Source organism: Bartonella sp. TS82HLJMH (genome assembly GCF_042193495.1).
Classification (GTDB): domain Bacteria; phylum Pseudomonadota; class Alphaproteobacteria; order Rhizobiales; family Rhizobiaceae; genus Bartonella; species Bartonella grahamii.
In genome coordinates this window covers 25,539-47,081 of the sequence record NZ_JBHILU010000003.1, presented here as the reverse complement: position 1 = coordinate 47,081, position 21,543 = coordinate 25,539, and the positions used below count along the sequence as shown (strand labels likewise).

Below are 21,543 nucleotides of genomic sequence, written 5' to 3'. Positions count from 1 at the left end.
TTCCAAAAGAGATCCTTCAGCAAAAACACTGCTATGCCCTTGGTCAATAAACTCTTTACAATAATGGAAATAACTTAGATACCAAACGAAACACACTAACACCCTCTCTTGTGCTTATTTAGAATCACCAATCATTTTGATACTATATATAGTATATACTCTCTCTCTTTCGTCAAGGTGAATTCAATTATTATTTTTAATTTTCCACGATCTTCCCACTAAAATTTTCAGTCCTCAAAACTATGTAATAATATAACATTTTATTGACAAATGTTATATTATTACATAGTTTCCAAAATGATAAGCAACGATGGTAAAAATATGGATCTGCACTTCAATAAGACAACATTAGGCTATGGAAATAGAATAGCAATAAAGAACTTTTCAGCAAAGTTAAAAGCTGGTTCATTGGTTGCAATAACAGGTGACAATGGCGCTGGAAAATCGACACTGCTAAAAGCCATCGCCGGATTGATTAAACCTCTTAAGGGAAAAATTACAAAACCAAAAAAAAGCCGCATTGCTTATCTTTCTCAGCAATGTGATGTAGATCAAACATTTCCAATTGATGTGAAAACGCTTGTAAAAACAGGACTGTGGTCTTTTTGTGGATTATGGAAAAGCCAGCGCCCTTATGATTCTAAGATTCAAAATGCGCTTGAAATGGTTGGGCTTACAGAACTCGCACCCCGTTCGCTTGAAACATTATCAGGCGGGCAATTACAACGTGCTCTTTTTGCACGTATCATTGTGCAAGATGCCAATATTATTTTGCTTGATGAACCTTTCAATGGTGTAGATCATAATACCCAAAAAGACCTTCTTGCACTGATCACATACTGGCAAAAACAAGGACGCACAGTTCTCACAGCACTCCATAACCCTCTCATCGTGCAAGAATTTTTCCCCCAAATGATTCAAATTAATCAACAAGACGCCTTTTATGGAGAAACAACACAGTTTTTAAACAACACTATTCATCACGTTATGCCATCTCTCACATCCAATTCTTTTCCTATTAGCGCACAAAAACAAAATCTTCCCATCAATGATCCTCTCTTTCTTAGGTTATAAGACGTGTATGCATTTTTTCTTGCCCCCTTTGTTGATTTCCAATTTATGCAAAACGCCCTTATCGGTTCTATTTTCCTATCTATTAGCGCTTGTCCTGTTGGTGTATTTTTGATGCTCCGTGGAATGAGCTTGACAGGAGATGCTATCTCTCATGCCATTCTTCCTGGTGTTGCAACTGCTTTTCTGATTTGTGGCTTTTCTCTCATATCTATGACACTTGGTGGCATCTTCGCTGGTATTATTGTTGCTTTAGCAACCATTTTAATTTCACGAAATAGCTTTCAGAAAGAAGATGCATCCATGACTGTCTTTTATCTTATTGCACTCGCGGCAGGTGTCATCATTATCTCACTAAAAGACTCAACAATTGAGCTGCTTCATCTCTTATTCGGATCGGTTCTTGCACTTGATGCACAAGCCCTCTGGTTAATCACTACTATAATGCTGATTACCCTATGCAGCCTTTGTATTTTTTGGCGTGCACTCGTTTTAGAAAGCTTTGACCCCCTCTTTTTTAAATCACTCTCTCCATTGAGTAAATATATTCATATTTTATTGCTTGGACTTGTGGTGTTGAATCTGGTTGGAGGCTTTCAATCACTAGGAACATTACTTTCCGTTGGCATTATGATGATTCCAGCTATTACAGCCCGTTTTTGGTTTTCACGGCTAGGCCCTATTTGCGCGCTTTCCACTCTTTTTGGAATCATTTCTAGCGTATGTGGTCTCCTGCTTTCTTTTCATCTTTCACTTCCCTCCGGCCCTGCTATCATCATTGCCGCAGGATTTATTTATCTTTTTTCCTGCTTGATAAGTCCACGTGGCTTTATTGTAACATGGTTTCCCCACCTCTTTTATACCTCCTCACTTTAAGGAAAAAAATGTGCCTAAGTTTGCTCAAAAATTTGTTCTTCTTGGAGCTTTATTGCTTTCCCTTTCGCCATTTTCTGCTTCTGCAAACAATAAAATCAAAGTTGTTGCGAGCTTTTCTATTCTCGCAGATCTCGTAAAAAATGTAGGAGATAACCATATCTCTATGACCACTTTTGTAGGTCCCAATGCGAATATCCACACTTATGAACCTACCCCCCATGATGCTCAAGCTCTTAGAAATGCTCAAATTATTTTCATCAACGGACTTCATTTAGAAGGATTCATTGATCGCCTCATTACAGCAAGCGGTACAAAAGCACTTCTTGTCAAAGTTAGCGCTAACATTCCCTCCCTCAAAATGAAAAATCAAGAACATAATGCCCATCACCACCACAGCATTATTGATCCACACGCTTGGCAAACAATTCCCAATGTCAAAATCTATGTGAAAAATATCGCTGCTGCTTTTTGTAAAATCGATCCACAATCCTGCACCAGCTACAAAAAAAATGCCGAAACCTACATCCAAAAACTTAAAATAGCACAAGATACCCTGAAAACAAAAATTGCTACCATCCCTAAAGATAAACGTATCATTATCACATCTCATGACGCCTTTGGCTATTTTGCCAAAGAATATGGCTTTACTATCCTTGCCCCCCAAAGTGCTTCAACAGAAGCTGAAGCAACCGCAGCCGATGTTGCTAAACTTATCAAACAAATTAAAGCGAATAAAGCAGCTGCACTATTCGTTGAAAATATCTCTAATCCCCGTCTCATAAAACAGATTGCAAAAGAAACAGGTTTAAAAATTGGTGGAACACTTTATTCTGATGCATTGTCAAATAAAAATGGCCCCGCAGCAACTTATCTCGATATGATGGAACATAATGTGAATACCATCATTGATGCCATCACAAAACATTAAGATCTTCTACAAAAGAGATAAAAAAGCGTTCATAAAATCGTAAGTCTATGATTATGTTACTAATGATACCCAACAATCTATAATTGATAACATTGATATAAAATAAAGTTACTTTTACAGAGAAATTTATACTCAATAGATGCTAAGATAGATAAAGTAAGTGGATTTATTGCCTCATGGTGTCCAGATCGTCAACGGCATCATTCTATTTTCCAACGCTTCTTTTACAATAACTCTCGACACTTGAAACGATCCATAAGAAGCATTTGGGGTCTCTTTTTTAAAGTATTTTTATCTACCCAACTCCATTTATAACATGCAAGTAGAATGAGTGTATGAATAAAAACATCTTGAAGAAAAAATGCCTCTTATGAAGAGTCTCAACACAATAATTGTTGCAATGTTAGAGACTGGCAGAGAGTATGATGATGGCCCCAGCTTGCATTTTTATAAGCATAAAGATGACGATACACAATGGAGTTTATGTTATACTACTCATAAACGACTGTGTGAAAAAATAGTTGGAATAACCTTGCAAAATATTTTTTAAAACAAGTGCGTGAATTGGCAACCTAAGAGCCTTCTTTTTAGGTATTTTGTTTTGTATGAGAGATGCAATTCTATTCAAAGAACGTAATAAAAAAATGTGTTCGGCAATGCGCAGTCTCCATTATGCAAGAGACATTGGCTCAGACGTTTTTGAAAGTCGCAATATTAAATTAAAAGATGATGCTGAAGATAGAAACTATTTTTATCTTTATGCTTTCATATTCCCCCTAAATTAAGCTGTCTCCTCATTTTAGAAATTACATAAGAAGATAAGCTTATTCCACTCTGATATACAAAAACTGAATACAGCACTGAACCGTCTTCATATTTTTGTCTCAAACATACTGCTGTATAAAGTTTAGGTTGATTTATAAGCAACAAAAAAGCACGCACTTTACAAGAAAGCAATATCATAAAACCATTAATAGACTGGCAATATATTGAAAAAATATACCAGCTTTCATAAAATGCTTTGTAAAACAATAAGATAACTATCTTTGTCCCTGCTGATTCTTATAGCTGTTCGCACCAATCCCTTCTGTCATATTCATAAAGATCTGTTTAAGGATGGTCTATAGGCAATTTTTTAACTCAAGAATATAGAAAGATCGATGGGATGTTACAGATGTGTTTCATCTGCTTTTATCATTAAAAGTAATGAAAATTGTAAAACAAGCGCGCCTTCTATCTCTCAGTGATTTCTTTTGCAACTGATCGGATACCCTCGCTGAGAATTGCATAGTGATTTACATGAGAAAAAATAAACTTGCAGCATACGCGCGTAGGCTTCTCTCTAATTTATGTGATTGGTAGAAAAAACAAAAGCTTCTTATAGGAGCTCTGAAACCATTTAAGATCATATGGCCAGCGGTAAAATAGAATATACCTATTCTCGTACAAACTATTTAGAACAGCGTCGTATTTTTGGATCAAATAGACTTCTTATGTTAGGGATCAAAGCTAAGATAGGGGGCACATCCCCTCTCATCTGTGAATTATTGTTTCCCTCTATTTCTCTCATTTACTTTTTATAAGTTACATAAATTATTACATCAAGAAACATATGATAATACATTGTTTTTTATGAAAAATTATAAATGAGCAAAATATGGTTAATAAATGGTTATATTTTATATTGATATTTTTTATAATGAAAATAATTTTATTATGTTTGAGATTTGAAAATAATATTCTTCTCACAGACCGTGAAAATGCACATTTTCTTCATATAAATGTTTTGACATTCTCAGCGCCATGGGACAATGGATCATTATCAAAACTTTTAAAATTTTGTTTTTAATCTCATCGGTTACAACCTTATTTTGTAAATGTAATCGAGAAAGTCGAAACGCAACATTATCATGACGCAACATAAAAGAAAGCCTTGTCACATCAATTAATGCTTACTTATTATTTGTGCGCTTTCCAGTGTTTTTGTTAAAAGTATGAAAATTCTGATGAGCGACAGTGAAACTTAGTTTTTGACCATAGTCGTATGTCAAGCGTTCTTTTATTTCAATCGTAAAGATGATATCATTCCAACGCGTTAAAACATGGCAACCTGTTCCAATAGGCTTGATAAGCTCAATTTTTGTGTGAAAGACAGGTCCTTTATCTGGATATTCGCCCAATAAGATTATTTCAGGTCTGAATGCTAAAAGATCAGTTTCTTTGCCATAAGAAAATGAATGCCCTAAATGTTGTTCTAAGACATGGCGATCAAGAAAATTCATAGGAGGAGAACCAATAAAATCAGCAACAAATGTTGTTGCTGGAGTGTCGTAAATTTCCATTGGTGTTCCAATTTGCTCGATAGCTCCTTTATTCAAAACGACTATTCTATCAGCTAATGTCATAGCTTCTAGTTGATCATGGGTAACATAAAGGCTAGTCGTTCCTAATGAACGCTGTAGTGTTTTTATTTCAATACACATTTGCGCCCGCAATTTTGCATCAAGATTTGAAAGAGGTTCATCAAAGAGAAAAACACGGGGTTGGCGTACAATCACACGCCCCATTGCAACACGCTGACGTTGTCCTCCTGATAATTGTCGTGGCTTACGATCAAGAAATGATTCTATCTCCAAAAGTTTTGCAGCATGTGCGATGCGTTTTTTAATTTCTTCTTTAGGAGTTTTACGATTTTTAAGACCATATTCTAAGTTTCCACGAACTGTCATATGGGGATAAAGAGCATAATTCTGAAAAACCATAGCAATATCACGATCAGCTGGTTCACGATCATTGATACGTTCGTTATCAATACATAATTCACCTGAGGTAACTTGTTCAAGTCCTGCTATAATACGCAATAAGGTTGATTTTCCGCACCCTGAAGGACCGACAAGAACAAGAAGTTCTTTATCAGCAACAGTTAAGTTTAAATCATCAATGACCAGAATGCCGTTGTCATACCGTTTTTTTATATTTGATAACTGGATTATGGCCATAATTACTTCTCCGTTTCAATAAGGCCTTTGATAAAAAGCCGTTGCATGAAGATAACAACAAGAACAGGGGGAACCATGGCAACAACCGATACTGCCATAAGTATATTCCATTGAGGATCATGTTGAAGTGATTCGACAATAAGCTGTTTTAAAATAATAAGGATCGTTTGATGATTTTGATCCGTTGTGATGATAAGAGGCCAGAGATATTGTATCCATCCATAAATGAACATAATGATAAATAAAGCAGCGATATTGCTTTTACTAAGAGGAAGAAGAATATCCTTAAAAAATTTAACTGGGCCTGCACCATCAACACGTGCTGCCTCTAAGAGTTCATCTGGAACAGTCAAAAAAAACTGGCGAAATAAAAATGTAGCGGTTGCAGATGCAATAAGTGGAATAATCATTCCACTATAGGTGTCGATCATCCCCAATTTCGCAACAACCTCATAGGTTGGAAGAATACGAACTTCGACAGGGAGCATCAATGTAACAAAAATAAGAACAAAAGCAGTTTTTCGGAAAGGAAAACGCATATAAACAATTGCATAAGCAGATAAAAGTGAAATAATAATTTTCCCAATACTAATCCCAAGAGCCATAATGAGTGAATTCATTAAGAGTGGCCAGAGGTTGGGAAGACCGAGTTGTGCAAGGCCATCACCAAAGATTGTTTTATAATTTTCCAAAGCATATTTCCCAGGTAAAAGAGGAAGTGTTCCTGAGTTGAATGCTGCTGAACTATGGGTTGATGCAATGATAGCAACATAAACTGGAAAGCAAATAATGATAATGCCAACAATGAGAGTAATATGGGTTAGAAATTTCAAAATAGGGCGATTTTCAACCATAATTTACTTCCTAATATTGTACACGGCGCTCAATCCAGCGAAACTGAATAAAGGTTAAGACAATAACCATCAACATCAATATTGTTGATTGTGCTGCTGATGCACCGATTATTTGATTTCTAAAGCCATCGTCATATACTTTATAGACGAGGATGCTCGTTGCACGCGCAGGACCTCCAGAAGTTGTGTTATCAATAATACCAAAGGTGTCAAACATAACATAATTGACATTGACAATAAGAAGGAAAAACGTCGTTGGTGAAATTTGCGGGAAAACCACAGTCCAAAATCGTTTAAAGGGACCAGCACCATCAATGGCGGCTGCTTCTATTTGAGAACGCGGAACAGACTGAAGACCTGTAAGAAAAAAGAGAAAATTATAAGAAATTTGTTTCCAACTAGCCGCTATGACAATAAGAATCATTGCTTGAGTGCCATTAATACGATAATTCCATAGCACCCCTATTTTCTCGAGAAGAAAAGGGATAATTCCGATGGTGGGATGAAAGATAAACAGCCATAATATACCTGCCAATACTGGAGCAACAGCATAGGGCCAGAGCAAAAGCATTGTATAAGCCTTTTTTGCACGGATGACACGATCAACACAGACAGCTAAGAGAAGTGATATTGTCATTGAAGCGACAGTAACTGAGATGGAAAATACTGCGGTTGTAAGAAGTGATTGCAGATAAGTAGGATCAGAAAGAACGGTTAGATAATTTTCAAAACCAATAAAGGTTGTTGTAAAGCCAAAAGGGTCTTCACGCTCAAAAGATGATTTTATTGCTTGAGCAGCAGGCCAAAAGAAAAACAAAAAAGTCACAAGAAGCTGAGGAAAAAGCAGTCCGTAAGAAAGTAGACTATTTTTAAAATATGCATGTTTTTCTTGCATTCGTAGGGCTCTTTAAATGTAGAGACTTAAAAAAGATAAACAAAAAGAACTCAACTTCTTTTGTTGAGTCTTTAATATTTAACAATAAAACGAAATTAATGATTAGATTTTTCAAATTCACGCAAGAGTTTATTTCCACGTTCAACGGTCTCATCTAAACCATCTTTCGGTGTTTTTGAACCACTAAGAACAGCTTCCAACTCTTGATCAAGAATGGCACGGATTTGTGGTAAATTACCAAATCTTATCCCTTTCGAGTTAACTGTTGGTGGATTAAGATTAATCTGTTTAATAGCTATATCCGCACCCGGCGTTTTTTCATAGAAATGTTGTTTTTTACTCAATTCATAAGTCGCTTTTGTGGTTGGAAGATAACCTGTTTCCTGATGCCATTTTGCTTGGTTTTCTGTTTTTGAAAGAAATTTAAGAAAAGCGGCTGCCCCTGCATATTCCTTTGGGGTATGTCCCTTAAACGCCCAAATAGAAGCTCCCCCAATAACTGAATTTTGTGGTGTCCCTTCTGCATCCTTATAATACGGTAGCATACCAACTCCCACATCAAACTGAGCTTCAGAAACGATTCCAGCCCGTGATCCTGAAGATTGCATAAAAATTGCACAATTTTGTGCCATAAACATTGGTGTTGAATCTAATGCACCCGCTGGACCACCATAACGGAAAACACCTTGATCAGACCACTTTTTCAGGTCAGACCACATACGCACTTGTAAAGGTCCATTAAATGTAAGCTCTGAATCAAGTCCTTTAAAACCATTCTCCTTCGTTCCAAAAGGAACATTATGCAACGCTGAAAAATTTTCTATACCAATCCATTGAGCGGCATAAGCCATTGTAAAACCGCAAGTTGCCGCTTTAGTCTCAAGAATTTTTTTGGAAAAGTCTTCTATATCTTGCCACGTTTTAGGAGGCTGTTCCGGATCAAGCCCTGCTTTTTTAAAGATATCTTTGTTATAATAAAGAATGGGAGTTGAAATATTGAATGGCATAGAAATGATACGTCCCTGTTCATCGGAGTAATAACCACTAATAGCAGGGAAATAATCTGTAGGATCAAATTCTTGTTTTGTATCAGCCATAAGTTGATAAAATGGATAGATTGCGCCTTTTGCAGCCATCATAGTTCCAGTACCAACATCATAAATTTGTGCAAGCACTGGCTGTTTCTTTCCACGAAATGCTGCAATGAGTGAAATCAATCCCTCTTCATATTCACCGCGAAATGAAGGAATAACTTTATACTCAGATTGGCTTGCATTAAAATCGTTAATGAGACTTTCAGTTTGCTTTCCTAATTCACCACTCATAGAATGCCAAAAGCTGATTTTTGTCTGCGCAACACTTGCTGTTATCCCCGCTGTAGACATTACGATAGCAACCGTGGCCGCTATGGAAAAATAAAAACGACTCATGGCTCACCCTTTCTGAAGTGATGGAATACAAACTACCCCTAAATCTATAGTATTACATATGAACATGCTATGACAGTTTTATTTCAGAAATATATTCTCTCATTTAAACAGGAACCACCAAAAGGTCAAATGAATTTGTTTAAATTTATTCGTTTTCTTTTATAAGCTTTCTTATGTATTAACGAGATATGCGTTTGTAACTATCTGAAAAAAGTGAGATGACTAAAATAAGCAAAGTCAATTGGTAAAAAGATATAGATCGCAAATTTCATTCAATGACTATTTTAATATATGGATTTACTTTTTTAAAAAGAATTGTTTATTCTTTTGTTATTTGTCTTATAACTTTCGACTTATAACTTTAACACGATGTTGCTACTGAATTTAACGAAGAGAAAAATAGAATTTTTCTTAAAACTAAGAAAATCATTTTGAAGCGCTTAATTGTCCCCTTTCCTGTAGTGAGATCACGCCCCTCACGCAAAACAAAATGACATTGTTTTATCAATTTTCATGTTGTTAAAAAATCTTTCAATACATCTACATTACATGATAGCTCCTATAAAATAAGCCATAAAGCCTCTCCATCAAATTATATAAGACTTTTTGTATGCCATCATTTTTATACTTCATAAAAGTACAAAACGACATCATCATATGCAACCCTAAGGCTTCAACAAGTCTTGCATTTGAAATACGTTAAATGAATATTTTTATTCTTTTCTCAATAATTTTTTATCCACACACCAACCCTGCTTGTAATGTGAAAACGAATGATTTGAAATAAGAAAATCTTACGTATTAAGTCCTCTTATTTGCATGAAGAAACCATTAATTATCATTATAAATCAATGTATTATTGTTATATATTAGATAATTTTTCTTCTTTCATTACACTAACTTTATGAGGATATATAGTTCCCTTTGTATTGATGTATTTTTACCTTTGTGCACGCAATTGCAATGCGAGATTGGGTTGATCTGTCGTAATATAATGTACAGGCATGTCAAGCCAATGTGATAACCGAGCTTTTCCATTAATTGTCCATACCCCTACAGTAAAACCAGCCTCAAGAGCTGATTTAATAAAGTCCTGTGAAACAATAGAGCCATCTAAACTTAAATCAGAATAACCTAATTGCTTCCATTCAGAAAAATGATGGTACATATCACCTTCAAAATTATCAACACATGGACCAGATGGTATTCCTGCTTCAATAAAAGGACGAAGGATCAAAGGATCAAAACTAATTGCAGAAACCCGTTCTGATAAATTTCGGCTTTTTATTAGCGCAAGTGCTTTTTGGGATAGTATTGTTTCACGCTCCACTTCACCACATGTCTTGATTTCAAGATGCAATGCAATATTCGTTGGTGCTAAAAGATCAAGCACTTCTTCTAATAAGGGAGGTGCTTCTTGGCTTCCTTTTACGCAGAGTTGTTTGCGTGTTTCATTATCAATGTCGTGAATATACCCCTTTTTTCCAACCAATTGGTCTAGACGGAAATCATGAAAAACAACCACTTCACCGCTTTTCAGCAAATGAACATCGCATTCAACTTCATCAACACCTAACGCTATCGCATTATTAAATGCCGAAAGAGTATTTTCAGGATAAAGATGAGCTCCACCACGGTGTGCAACAATTTTTTTCTCAGACATGCAAAATTCCACACTTCTCAATTTTAAAAAATATTGACGTACAGATTGCCAGATAAAGGCTTATATCATATGAAAATACATAATCATTTTTAAATGATTTTTTTACACTTTTCGAATATCAAACCCTCAGTCATATTTTATTCTTAAAAAGACTTATCCTTCATTTTAATTATTCCCATTCAATAGTACTAGGAGGCTTTGAGGTTACATCATATACAACACGATTAATCCCTCTAACTTCGTTAATAATACGTGCTGCCGTCTTACTTAAAAACGCCATATCATAAGGATAAAAATCAGCAGTCATTCCATCTACAGATGTGACAGCGCGAAGAGCACAAACAAATTCATAAGTGCGCCCATCCCCCATCACGCCAACAGTTTGAACAGGAAGAAGAACAGCAAAAGCTTGCCAAATTTCATCATAAAGACCGGCTTTACGTATTTCCTCGAGATAGATGGCATCTGCTTCACGTAAAATTTCTAATTTTTCACGGGTCACATTACCTGGACAGCGAATTGCAAGACCTGGACCTGGAAAAGGATGGCGACCAATAAACTGCTCTGGTAATCCTAACTCTCGCCCTAGCAAGCGAACCTCATCCTTAAAGAGCTCACGCAACGGTTCTACAAGTTTCATATTCATCTGTTCTGGTAGCCCACCCACATTATGATGGCTTTTAATGGTTACCGTTTTACCAATAGCAGACACACTCTCAATAACATCTGGATAAAGTGTTCCTTGTGCTAAAAACTCTGCACCTCCTATTTTTTTAGTTTCTTCTTCAAAAACTTCAATAAAAAGGCGACCAATCGTTTTACGCTTTTTTTCTGGATCTGTCTCACCTTCTAAAGCATGAAGAAATATATCGGCAGCATTAACGTGAATAAGCTCTATATTATAATGATCACGAAAGAGCGTGAGAACTTCTTCAGCTTCATTCTTGCGCATCAGCCCATGGTCTACCAAAATGCATGTCAGTTGATCTCCTATGGCTTCATGAAGGAGTACCGCTACAACAGATGAATCCACTCCCCCTGAAAGACCACAAATCACACGACTTTTCCCAACTTTTTGTCGTATGGTAGCAATTGCCTGCTCACGATAAGAAGCCATTGACCAATTGCCTTTAAGACCAGAGATTTTATGAATAAAATTTTGCAAAAGTTTTGTACCATCTGGTGTATGGATAACTTCAGGATGAAACTGTACTGCATAAAAATGTCTTTTTTCATCAGCAATAGCCGCATAGGGAGCTCCGTTTGAGGTCCCTATGACACAAAAACCTTCTGGTAAAGCTGCCACACGCTCACCATGGCTCATCCATACTTGATAACAAGAACCTTTTTCCCACACTCCATCAAAAAGAGCACTCTCTTCTTGCACTTCCAAAAAAGCACGCCCAAATTCACGCTCATGTCCAGCTTCAACCTTTCCTCCAAGCTGAACACACATGACTTGTTCACCATAGCAAATACCCAGAATCGGAATACCCGCCTCAAAAATTTCCATTGGAGCACGTGGAGAGCCCTCATCAATAACGGAATAAGGACTCCCTGATAAAATAATAGCTTTAGGATTTATGCGTCGCACAGCTTCTAAAGCCAATTGAAAAGGAGCAATTTCACAATATACCCCCATTGCTCGTACCCGTCGTGCAATAAGTTGTGTAACTTGTGAACCAAAGTCAATAATAAGAACAGTGTCTGGATGTGATATGCTCATAGAAAACCAATCAACAATTGTAAAAGAAAACTCATGAGAGTTATGATTCAATCTTTCTCTTTTCACAAGCCTGTTTTCTTAAGAAAAAGATTATTCTCGTAAAATTTATGATAAAAAATGCAAAAATATGGATCAATGTTTTTTTTGCAACACAGATAAAAAGAACCCATCTGTTTGTGTTGTGGCCGGCGACAAAGTAAGTCCATAATTTGAAAAAACTGGTTGCACAGGAGAAAAACTAAAATGTTTCTGCCAAAGCGCTGGCATATCTATTGGAGCAAAATAAGAATGTTGTTGAAGGAAACGGGAAATTTGTTCCTCATTTTCATCTGTAAAAAGAGAACAGGTAATATAGACTAGGCGCCCATTTGGCTTAAGATAAGCTATCGCTTCATTCAAAATAGCCCTCTGTTCTGTTTGGCGTTGTTTCACCTGTTCTAATGTTAAACGCCATTTCGCATCTGGACGACGACGCCATGTTCCTGTCCCACTACATGGTGCATCTAGTAGAACTCTGTCCATCTGACCTGTTAATGGTTTTAATTCTTCTCTTCGCACTCGTATTTGTACATTACGAACACCAGCGCGTCGAAGACGATCAAAAATAGGAGCCAAACGAGCTTTGTCTGAATCATAAGCATAAATTTGCCCACGATTGTTCATATCGGAAGCTAAAGCTAATGTTTTACCCCCAGCACCTGCGCAATAATCTAATACCTGCATGTTTTCTTGCGCTTCTACAAGGTGAGCAACAATTTGAGATCCTAAATCCTGTATTTCAAAGTGTCCTTTTTGAAAAGCTGGTTCCACTTGAACATTAGGATGACGGTTAAACTTTTCAATCGGTGCAATTCTTAAAGCTTGCCCAAACCATGGCAAAGATTTAAGTTTGGTTTTTGCTAATTCTTTCAACACCTTTTCTGGTGTTGCCTTTAGGTTATTTACCCGTAAGTCTAAAGAAGGACGCGTTGCTAACGCAGCCGCTTCAGTGATCCAATTATCACCAAATAAAGGACGCAGATGCGCTTGACACCATTGCGGAATATCACCACGAATATAGTCTGGAGCATCCACTAATTGCTGACCTTGCCACGATTTACGCTGTTTAGCTCCTAATAACTGCGGCGCAAACCGATCTTCTGCCAACTCACCGTCAATTTGCTCCAACGTCATTTTTCCAGAATCTAATAAGGCACCAAAAACGATATCTCGGATATCATCACTCTCCATACGCCATTGTAAAGAATAGCGTCGTCTTAAAACATCATAAACGATTGTACCAATAGCTGCGCGATCACCTGCTCCAGCAAAGCGATGAGAAAGACCCCAATCCTTTAAAGCTTCTCCTACTGGGCGATGCTTCATTTCTATCTCTTTGAGAACATCTATCGCTGCTTGCAAACGCCCACCTAATCGCATTCACTTCTCCCATTAAAATAATAAAATTTTAAATCATCTAAAAAAATAATGTTATCTTCTTCTTGCCAATGAAACCTTCTCAAAGCCTTTAAAAATTTATATTCAATATTAAAATGATCTGATCATACTTTTTATAAGATCCAATTTAGAGTATCTAGATTTTTCCTTTCATCTTCTGCCCATTCACTTTTTTATCCCTCTTCCTCTTATACTAAAAGATACTTAGCCAATCCATAAAGAACTTATTTCCGCCATGCATTACGAAAAAAACAAACTCTTTATTATTGCGCAAAATAAAATTTATGAGGATTATCTGAATAACAGAAAAAATCTTCTCATAAAATTAAACAAGTTCATCTTACGTTCACCAAAAAATTAACTTTTTAGAAAATGCTTGGAACCACTATTTGGCATGACCGTTTTTACTCTACTGGCAACTGCCAGACAATTTAAAAGGAGAAAATAATGACTTATAATAATGGAAAAACAACTTCATCTAAAAGCCGTCATAACACAATGCCCTCAAACAACGCAAAGAAATCCGTCCAAAGTGATCAGGCAAACACTCGCCAACGTACGTCAAAGACAGGACGGAAGACTACAAAAAGTTAATTCTAATTTTATATAGTCTTAACAGAAAGAATTAGAGTTTTAACCTCTAATTCTTTCCTTTTTGGGATTATTACACCAAATCACAAACAGAAAAAAGCGCAGTCTTTTTTCTTGTTCTCGGAAGATTTTATATTTATGCGATATGACATTATGCTCTTATATCTTTAAACTGGCCCACGATAGTTTGGACTCTCCCGTGTAATAGAAACATCATGCGTATGACTTTCATGGAGTCCCGCATTAGTAATACGTACAAACGTTGCTTTTTCACGAAACTCTACGAGATCTTTTGCTCCAACATACCCCATTGAAGCACGGAGTCCACCAGCAAGCTGATGTAGAACTGATGCTATAGGACCTTTATACGCCACCTGCCCCTCCACACCTTCAGGAACCAACTTAAGTTCATCACGAACATCATCTTGAAAATAGCGATCTGCCGATCCTCGTGCCATAGCACCAACAGATCCCATACCACGATAGGCTTTAAAAGATCGACCTTGATAAAGATAAACTTCACCAGGACTTTCTTCTGTACCTGCTAAAAGAGATCCAATCATCGCTGCACAAGCCCCACCAGCTAAAGCTTTAGCAAAATCACCTGATGCTTTGATTCCACCATCTGCAATGATGGGAATGCCCGCTTTTTCAGCAACTTCTGCAGCATTCATAATGGCTGCCAGTTGAGGAACACCGACACCAGCAACAATACGCGTTGTGCAAATAGAGCCAGGACCAATACCAACTTTTACAGCATCTGCACCACTATCAATCAATGCCTGCGTTGCTTGAGCAGTCGCTACGTTCCCAGCAATAACAGCTGGAGAGGAAGCCATCTTTTTAATTCGTTCAACAGTTTCTAGCACATGTTGAGAATGTCCATGCGCTGTATCAATAACCAACACATCAACACCTGCGTCGATGAGGCGTTCAGCACGCTCAATCCCTCCATTCCCAACACTACTGGCCGCTGCAGCACGTAAGCGCCCTTGAGAATCTTTAGCAGCATTTGGATTTAATTTTGCTTTTTCAATATCCTTAACTGTTATCAGTCCGACACAACGATTTTGTTCATCCACAACTAGTAATTTTTCAATACGATGATGATGTAAAAGGTATTTTGCTTCATTAAGTTGGACATTTTCACGCACTGTGATCAAATTTTCATGCGTCATTAATTCATAAATTTTTTGTTTTGGATCCGATGCAAAACGGACATCTCTATTGGTCAAAATGCCAACAAGTCGTCCCGCTGTCCCACCTTTAACACTATTTTCAACAACCGGAATACCTGAAATGCCATGAGAGCGCATCAAAGATTTCGCTTCTTCAAGTGTTGCATCTGGTCCAATTGTGACTGGATTAACAACCATACCAGATTCAAACTTTTTTACTTGGCGAACTTCTTCTGCCTGTTCTGCAGGAGACATATTACGATGAATAACCCCAAGACCTCCAGCTTGAGCCATAGCAATTGCCAAACGTGATTCTGTTACCGTATCCATTGCAGCAGAAAGCAATGGCAAATTGAGCTTAATATCCGCTGCAATGCGCGTACTGAGATCCACTTGACTAGGCATGACAAGAGAATGACCGGGCTGTAAAAGTACATCATCAAAAGTTAGTGCCAATGCACCTGTCCCCGTTTCAACAATCTTTGCCATAGCGAAATTCCTTTTATAATAAAACACCGCAAGGAGCTTTAAAATACAACTGCGGTTCTCATACATGGTAGATTGGCAAAAAATTATGCCATGCTACAAACAAAATGAAAAGAAAAATAAATATTTTTTTTAAGTGTGGTTTATAAAAATTTACAATTGTGATTCAATAGGTAACCAACTTATTATTTTTGCAAATGCGCGACGCCAAAAATTGCTTTCTGGCTCATGGTCAATGCTATATTTTTTTTCATTTTCAATAAAATCCCAATAAATACGATTATTATCACCAAGACGCAGATGATAGCTCATTTCCCCTGTGGTTTCTTCAGAAAACAACAAATCTAATCTTGCTGTAATGGGAGCACATTCAAAAAGAATGCCCATTTCTGTATTTAATGATGCTGATCTGGGATCAAAATTTAAAGACCCAATAAAAGCTGTTTTACGATCAATTAAAAAAGCTTTGGCATGTAAACTTGCCTTACTCGATCGAAACAATCGTAACCCATGGGTGCTGCCCTCCGCTTTTAATTCATAAAGCTTAACACCACTTTTCAACAACGCCTTACGATACGATACATAACCACCATGCACCAATGCTACATCAGTAGCTGCTAAAGAATTCGTCAGAATTTTGACATCAACACCCTTTGAAACCAAATTACTAAAATTCTGCGTTCCGACCTTACCAGGAACAAAATAAGGTGACGTAATCTGAACCGTTTTTTGGGCATTTCCAATAACCTTTGAAAGTGCCTTCATAAGCCAATTGCTTGCTTTTTTACGCAATGCTTTTTCTGGAGGGTCAGAAAGAACAACAACTTTGTCTGCTAAAAATAACCGCCTTCCTGTTTGGATAAAACAATCAAAATTAATATGCTCTTTGACATAATCTAAATAAACTTTTGCAACCTTGGAATCCCGAAATTTTTGTAATTTATCCTTCCAATAGCTAAGATCACTTGCGCTTTTAGGAACAACCAAAGTATGAATTGGCAAAACAACAGCACTATTCCAAAAATCATCAAAAATACTTTCCACCTTTTTAACAGAGGGTCCGATTAACATCAAATCTAAATCTCGAAAATGGGATTCTTCACCAGCATCAAAATAAGAATCTGCAAGATTACGTCCTCCTACAAAAGCGATCCTACCATCAACAATAAAAGCTTTATTATGCATTCTACGTGTAACAGTAATCGCCCGTAATATAATCTCTAAACCACGGCGTAATCCACCTTTACGCGATCGTCCTGGATTAAACATTCTCACCTCGATATGAGGATGTTTATCTAGCGCAATATAAGCTGGATCACGTGCTTGAGCGTTAATATCATCCAAAAGAAGCCGTACCCGAACACCCCGATCCGCTGCATTAACTATTTCACTTAATAATAGACGCCCCGTTAAATCATCATCCCAAATATAATACATCAGATCAAGGCTACGCCCAGCTTCTGCAGCTCCTATTGCACGAACACAAAACGCATCCAAATTGCTGATAATGAGGGAAAGGGCATCTTTATCAATCCCCAATCCATTTTCTTCCTCAGCTAATTGACTGACGATACGATCAAGCTTCGTTTCATCTTTCTGAATAGGTAACGCATAAGAACATTGCCCCCTGGCATTTTTCACAAAACGCCCATAGGTGTAAATTGCCAACATAGATGCAATAAAAAAAAAGAGGACAAAACCAATAACAATCTGTAAAAGAGTCAAAGAGGACAAACTTTCTATTTTAAGCTATCGTATCATCAGTAATGCAAACGATAATACTAATCACTTTATCTTAACCGTGCAGCAGATAAAATGCCACTTCTTGCTTAAGAGAGTATAAATTTAATATTGATGATACAAAATTTTAGCGGTAGTATTTAAAAGTTTTTAAAAATGCCTCTCTGCTTTAATAAATGTAAACTTAACTAAAATTATATAAACTAAAACAGACGATTAAAATAGTCACATAAAATTTATATTTGATTTAAATCTACAAAATCATCCTCTATAGATAAATTTTACAATAAACGATTGTTTTCTTAAGCACCCCCACACAGACTTTATCAAAATCCACTCTATTTTTTTAAAACTCATGCTTGTCATGAAGAGAGATTTGTTATGAATTTTACTTTCGTTCTTGATTTCTTATTGTTCGCAATTCTTCCATTTTTCTATAAAGTGTAGAGCGACCAATATGAAGGCGGCGCGCAATCTCACTCATATGTCCTTTATAATGTTTAACCGCTTTCTCGATAATATCATGTTCCATCTCTGCAAAAGTACGCACATGCCCATCAGTATTCAAAAATTTTATAGATTCTTGTTCATTATCTTCTTGCATATTACCCTCAATAATATTTGGAACATTCATTAATGGATTTCCCATTAATTGTGGAAAATCTCGAACAGTTAATAACGGTCCTTCACTGAGTAAAATCGCACGAAATAAAAAGTTTTCAAGTTCATTTCTATTGCCAGGCCAATCATACTGCATAAGCAAGGAAAGAGCAGATCCTGCTAAACCATGGACATGTGACCGCCCTGTTTCGGTGATAATGCGATCAATCAAACGCTGTGTGATCTCTGGAAAATCATCCCTTAATTCTCGTAAAGCAGGGACGCTAATAGACAAGTGAGAAAATTGTTCAAACAAACTATGCAAAAAAAAGTTCTCTTTAACCAAATCCTTTAAACGCGATGTTGAAATAGCAATGATCCGAAAAGGGAAAAACTCTCCTTTTGTATCCCTTTCCCTTTCTTTAAGGTAATGAGCAAACCGTTTTTGCTGTATGGGCTCAAGTCGATCAATATCACAAAGGCAAAGTGTCCCTTTTTCAAGAGAAGAAACCAATGGTAGGAATTCTTTAAACCACTGCTGATTTTCTTCTTCTGGATCAACGATGGCTGAACATTGAAAGCGAATAAAAACACCTTCTGAGAATAATCCCTCATGATGAATAATCCGAGCTAATGTCTCACGTCCTGTTCCAACTTCCCCCTCTATCAAAAGATTCTGTAAAGAAGTTGCTGCTTGTCTCGATTGTTCTAACACTACCTGCATAGCTCTACTTTTTATGCAAAGATCAGAAAACCGTAAATGATTCTCTTTTTTTCGCCGAATATCTCGAACTTCATGCTCCAAGGCAGAAATAAGAGCAAGAATATCCAAAGTAACCCTTACGCGTAATAATGTTACTGGGTGAATCCAATAATCAATAGCTCCGGCTGTTAAAGCTTTCTGGAGTAAATCCTGATTCTCTTGTTGTGCTATAACGACAATAGGAACAGAAACACCAGCAACTCTAATCATTTTAATCAAATCGCTCACACTCAAATCACTCATAACGACATCAAGGAGTGCAAGTACAATGTTTTTACGCCTGTGTAAAAGATCAATTGTACGGAGACCATTTTCTGCTTCAATGACACGATAACCAAAACCTCGCAACATAGCAGAAAGTTCTATACGTCTTCCATAATCTTCACTCGCAACAAGAATGGGACCAACCATAATGTCAATAATCTCCTTTGAGACTACTCAGCAGCTTAATATAAAAATTGTTGTAAACCATAAGAAATATTTCACCTCTTGTGTTTCACTTACGAACTTCATCAAGCTGTTAATTAAATACAACATTAAGGCATTTTTTTCCATTTTTTTGCTTTTTCATTGATTTTCATCAAATTTTTCATATTGACTCATGGGGTAATTTAATAATGTTATAAAAACTAGAGAGCAAAATAATCTAAATAGAGTGCAATAAATGAAACATACCTATCATATTTTATGTCTTACAATTACCACCTTGCTGTTAAGTGCCTGTAGCTTTTCGCAATATTATAACTCAAATATGCCAACTGGAATTGATGGAAAATGGGTTGATGAGAATGGTATTATTTCTTCTTTCCACAATGGTGTTTTTGAAACGCGTGCAGCAGATACAGAAGAAAAACTATCAGAAGGGGCATATAATTATCTCAATGCCCAAAATATAGAAATTGAAATACGCTCTATTCTCCGTGGAACAATTTCTAGAGTCAATTGTACAGTGTCATATGACGCCACACAACTTCTCTGCACCTCACATACAGGAGCACAGTTTTTCCTTAAGCGGAAATCTTAAACAAAGTACAAGGGAAGTCTCTCTTAAGAACAGAGGGAGCACATACATTAAGCAGGAGGTGATCTTTTCTCCTCCTGATAGAAGACCCTCTCTAAAATACGCAAAGAGACTGATATAATCTTTACCTTGAAAATTTTCTAAACATTATGAAATGCGTAAAATAATCATTTTCTTCCACAAAATATCCGTAAAGCCACCTTACAATAAAATTGTTACTTTGTACCATTCAATCTATTTTAACCTAAAATAACATTTTATTTGATAGAGAACTTTAATCTAAGCGGCGCCAATGCGCAAAAGATCATGAAAATGAACAATTCCTATCGGTTTTTTATCTTCAACTACGAAAAATGCACCAATATGATGATCATTAATAAAAGCTGTTGCTGCACCAACAAGTGTATTTGGTTTTACAACTTTAGGAGCCTTGGTCATCACCTCGTCAACATTAAATTTTGATAAATTAAAATGCATGTTACGTGCAAGATCGCCATCGGTTACAATTCCGATTAGTTCGCCTTCTTGATTCACAACACCAACACAACCAAAATGCTTTTCCACCAAAACATTCATCGCTTCAGTCATAGATGTTCCCTGCATAACTAAAGGAATATTATCACCCTCATGCATAATATCACACACGTATTTAAGGCTTGCACCAAGAGAACCACCAGGATGATATATTTTGAAATCCGTTGCGGTAAAACCACGCATTTCTAAAAGAGCAACCGCTAATGCATCTCCCATTGCCAATTGCATAATTGTTGAAGTGGTAGGAGCTAAACCATGGGGACAAGCCTCTTCTATCTTTGGTAATAATAAAACAATATCAGCTTGTCGTCCTAATACAGAGTACTCACTTGATGTCATCGCAATAAGGGGGATACGAAAACGCGCTGCATAACTCATAATACCACTTAACTCTTGAGTTTCACCAGACCATGATAAAGCAAGAATAACATTATCAGATCCAATCATACCAAGATCACCATGGTTGGCTTCTGCAGCGTGAACAAAAAAGGCGGGCGTTCCAGTTGAAGCTAAGGTTGCTGCAATTTTTGTCCCTATATGACCACTTTTCCCAAGACCAGTAATGACCACATGTCCACGAGCATTTCTAATAGTTTGAACAGCCGCTTCAACAGAAGAAGAAAGAGTTCCCAGAAGAGATTTTTCAAGGGCTTCAAGCCCCTGCTTTTCACTGGTAAGTGTTTTAAGTGCTGATGCAACTGCACCTTGCAAAGCCATACGAGGAGACGGTATTATCATAATCAAATTCGAT

16 protein-coding genes are annotated in these 21,543 nt (G+C 36.8%); 5 read left to right on the top strand and 11 right to left on the bottom strand.

Going from position 1 to position 21,543, the window contains the following annotated elements; genetic code table 11:
- The first annotated feature begins 321 nt into the window (after window positions 1–321).
- The 3 genes from ACFIKO_RS02205 to ACFIKO_RS02195 are packed head-to-tail and all read left to right on the top strand — an operon-like array spanning window position 322 to window position 2,875.
- Window positions 322–1,074, top strand: a complete 753-nt coding sequence (locus tag ACFIKO_RS02205; protein WP_375619509.1) for an ABC transporter ATP-binding protein — start codon at window positions 322–324, stop codon at window positions 1,072–1,074.
- A 3-nt stretch (window positions 1,075–1,077) separates the two neighbouring features.
- On the top strand, window positions 1,078–1,947 hold the full coding sequence (locus tag ACFIKO_RS02200) for a metal ABC transporter permease (RefSeq protein WP_375673177.1): 870 nt from the start codon (window positions 1,078–1,080) through the stop codon (window positions 1,945–1,947).
- Between the two features lie 10 nt (window positions 1,948–1,957).
- Window positions 1,958–2,875, top strand: a complete 918-nt coding sequence (locus ACFIKO_RS02195; RefSeq protein WP_375673176.1) for a metal ABC transporter solute-binding protein, Zn/Mn family — start codon at window positions 1,958–1,960, stop codon at window positions 2,873–2,875.
- Window positions 2,876–4,827: 1,952 nt separating this feature from the next.
- On the opposite strand, the gene ACFIKO_RS02190 is transcribed toward ACFIKO_RS02195, so the two are convergent.
- From ACFIKO_RS02190 to ACFIKO_RS02160, 7 genes are all read right to left on the bottom strand, one after another.
- Complete coding sequence (locus ACFIKO_RS02190) at window positions 4,828–5,874, bottom strand: sn-glycerol-3-phosphate import ATP-binding protein UgpC (RefSeq protein ID WP_375673175.1); 1,047 nt, start codon at window positions 5,872–5,874, stop codon at window positions 4,828–4,830.
- A gap of 2 nt (window positions 5,875–5,876) precedes the next feature.
- Window positions 5,877–6,728 carry a sn-glycerol-3-phosphate ABC transporter permease UgpE gene (gene ugpE, locus ACFIKO_RS02185; protein ID WP_375619505.1) on the bottom strand — a complete coding sequence of 284 codons (852 nt, stop codon included), beginning with the start codon at window positions 6,726–6,728 and terminating at the stop codon, window positions 5,877–5,879.
- Window positions 6,729–6,738: 10 nt separating this feature from the next.
- Window positions 6,739–7,623 carry a sn-glycerol-3-phosphate ABC transporter permease UgpA gene (gene ugpA, locus ACFIKO_RS02180; protein WP_012754601.1) on the bottom strand — a complete coding sequence of 295 codons (885 nt, stop codon included), beginning with the start codon at window positions 7,621–7,623 and terminating at the stop codon, window positions 6,739–6,741.
- 95 nt (window positions 7,624–7,718) lie between these two features.
- The gene (gene ugpB / locus ACFIKO_RS02175; RefSeq protein ID WP_375673174.1) at window positions 7,719–9,053 is read right to left on the bottom strand and encodes a sn-glycerol-3-phosphate ABC transporter substrate-binding protein UgpB; all 1,335 of its coding nucleotides are present in this window, start codon (window positions 9,051–9,053) and stop codon (window positions 7,719–7,721) included.
- A 940-nt stretch (window positions 9,054–9,993) separates the two neighbouring features.
- Entirely contained in the window at window positions 9,994–10,716 is a 723-nt protein-coding gene (locus ACFIKO_RS02170) for a glycerophosphodiester phosphodiesterase (RefSeq protein ID WP_375673173.1), read from the bottom strand.
- A gap of 169 nt (window positions 10,717–10,885) precedes the next feature.
- The gene (gene guaA, locus ACFIKO_RS02165) at window positions 10,886–12,442 is read right to left on the bottom strand and encodes a glutamine-hydrolyzing GMP synthase (protein ID WP_375673201.1); all 1,557 of its coding nucleotides are present in this window, start codon (window positions 12,440–12,442) and stop codon (window positions 10,886–10,888) included.
- A 132-nt stretch (window positions 12,443–12,574) separates the two neighbouring features.
- A complete protein-coding gene (locus tag ACFIKO_RS02160) occupies window positions 12,575–13,861 on the bottom strand; it encodes an RsmB/NOP family class I SAM-dependent RNA methyltransferase (protein ID WP_375673172.1) in 1,287 nt (428 codons plus the stop codon).
- Window positions 13,862–14,326: 465 nt separating this feature from the next.
- On the opposite strand from ACFIKO_RS02160, the gene ACFIKO_RS02155 reads away from it, so the two are divergent.
- Window positions 14,327–14,473: a hypothetical protein gene (locus tag ACFIKO_RS02155; protein WP_375673171.1), complete on the top strand. Its 147-nt coding sequence runs from the start codon at window positions 14,327–14,329 to the stop codon at window positions 14,471–14,473.
- Between the two features lie 164 nt (window positions 14,474–14,637).
- Here the strand turns inward: ACFIKO_RS02155 and guaB are convergent, their stop codons facing one another.
- From guaB to ACFIKO_RS02140, 3 genes are all read right to left on the bottom strand, one after another.
- Window positions 14,638–16,137 carry an IMP dehydrogenase gene (guaB, locus tag ACFIKO_RS02150; RefSeq protein ID WP_375673170.1) on the bottom strand — a complete coding sequence of 500 codons (1,500 nt, stop codon included), beginning with the start codon at window positions 16,135–16,137 and terminating at the stop codon, window positions 14,638–14,640.
- A gap of 150 nt (window positions 16,138–16,287) precedes the next feature.
- Window positions 16,288–17,859: a phospholipase D family protein gene (locus tag ACFIKO_RS02145; RefSeq protein WP_375673200.1), complete on the bottom strand. Its 1,572-nt coding sequence runs from the start codon at window positions 17,857–17,859 to the stop codon at window positions 16,288–16,290.
- A gap of 403 nt (window positions 17,860–18,262) precedes the next feature.
- The gene (locus tag ACFIKO_RS02140; protein ID WP_375673169.1) at window positions 18,263–19,648 is read right to left on the bottom strand and encodes a sigma-54-dependent transcriptional regulator; all 1,386 of its coding nucleotides are present in this window, start codon (window positions 19,646–19,648) and stop codon (window positions 18,263–18,265) included.
- Between the two features lie 253 nt (window positions 19,649–19,901).
- Between ACFIKO_RS02140 and ACFIKO_RS02135 the strand changes: the two genes are divergently transcribed.
- The gene (locus ACFIKO_RS02135) at window positions 19,902–20,261 is read left to right on the top strand and encodes a hypothetical protein (protein ID WP_012754593.1); all 360 of its coding nucleotides are present in this window, start codon (window positions 19,902–19,904) and stop codon (window positions 20,259–20,261) included.
- A gap of 276 nt (window positions 20,262–20,537) precedes the next feature.
- Here ACFIKO_RS02135 and ACFIKO_RS02130 read toward each other — a convergent pair whose 3' ends face one another.
- The gene (locus ACFIKO_RS02130) at window positions 20,538–21,530 is read right to left on the bottom strand and encodes an SIS domain-containing protein (protein WP_375673168.1); all 993 of its coding nucleotides are present in this window, start codon (window positions 21,528–21,530) and stop codon (window positions 20,538–20,540) included.
- Window positions 21,531–21,543 lie beyond the last annotated feature (13 nt).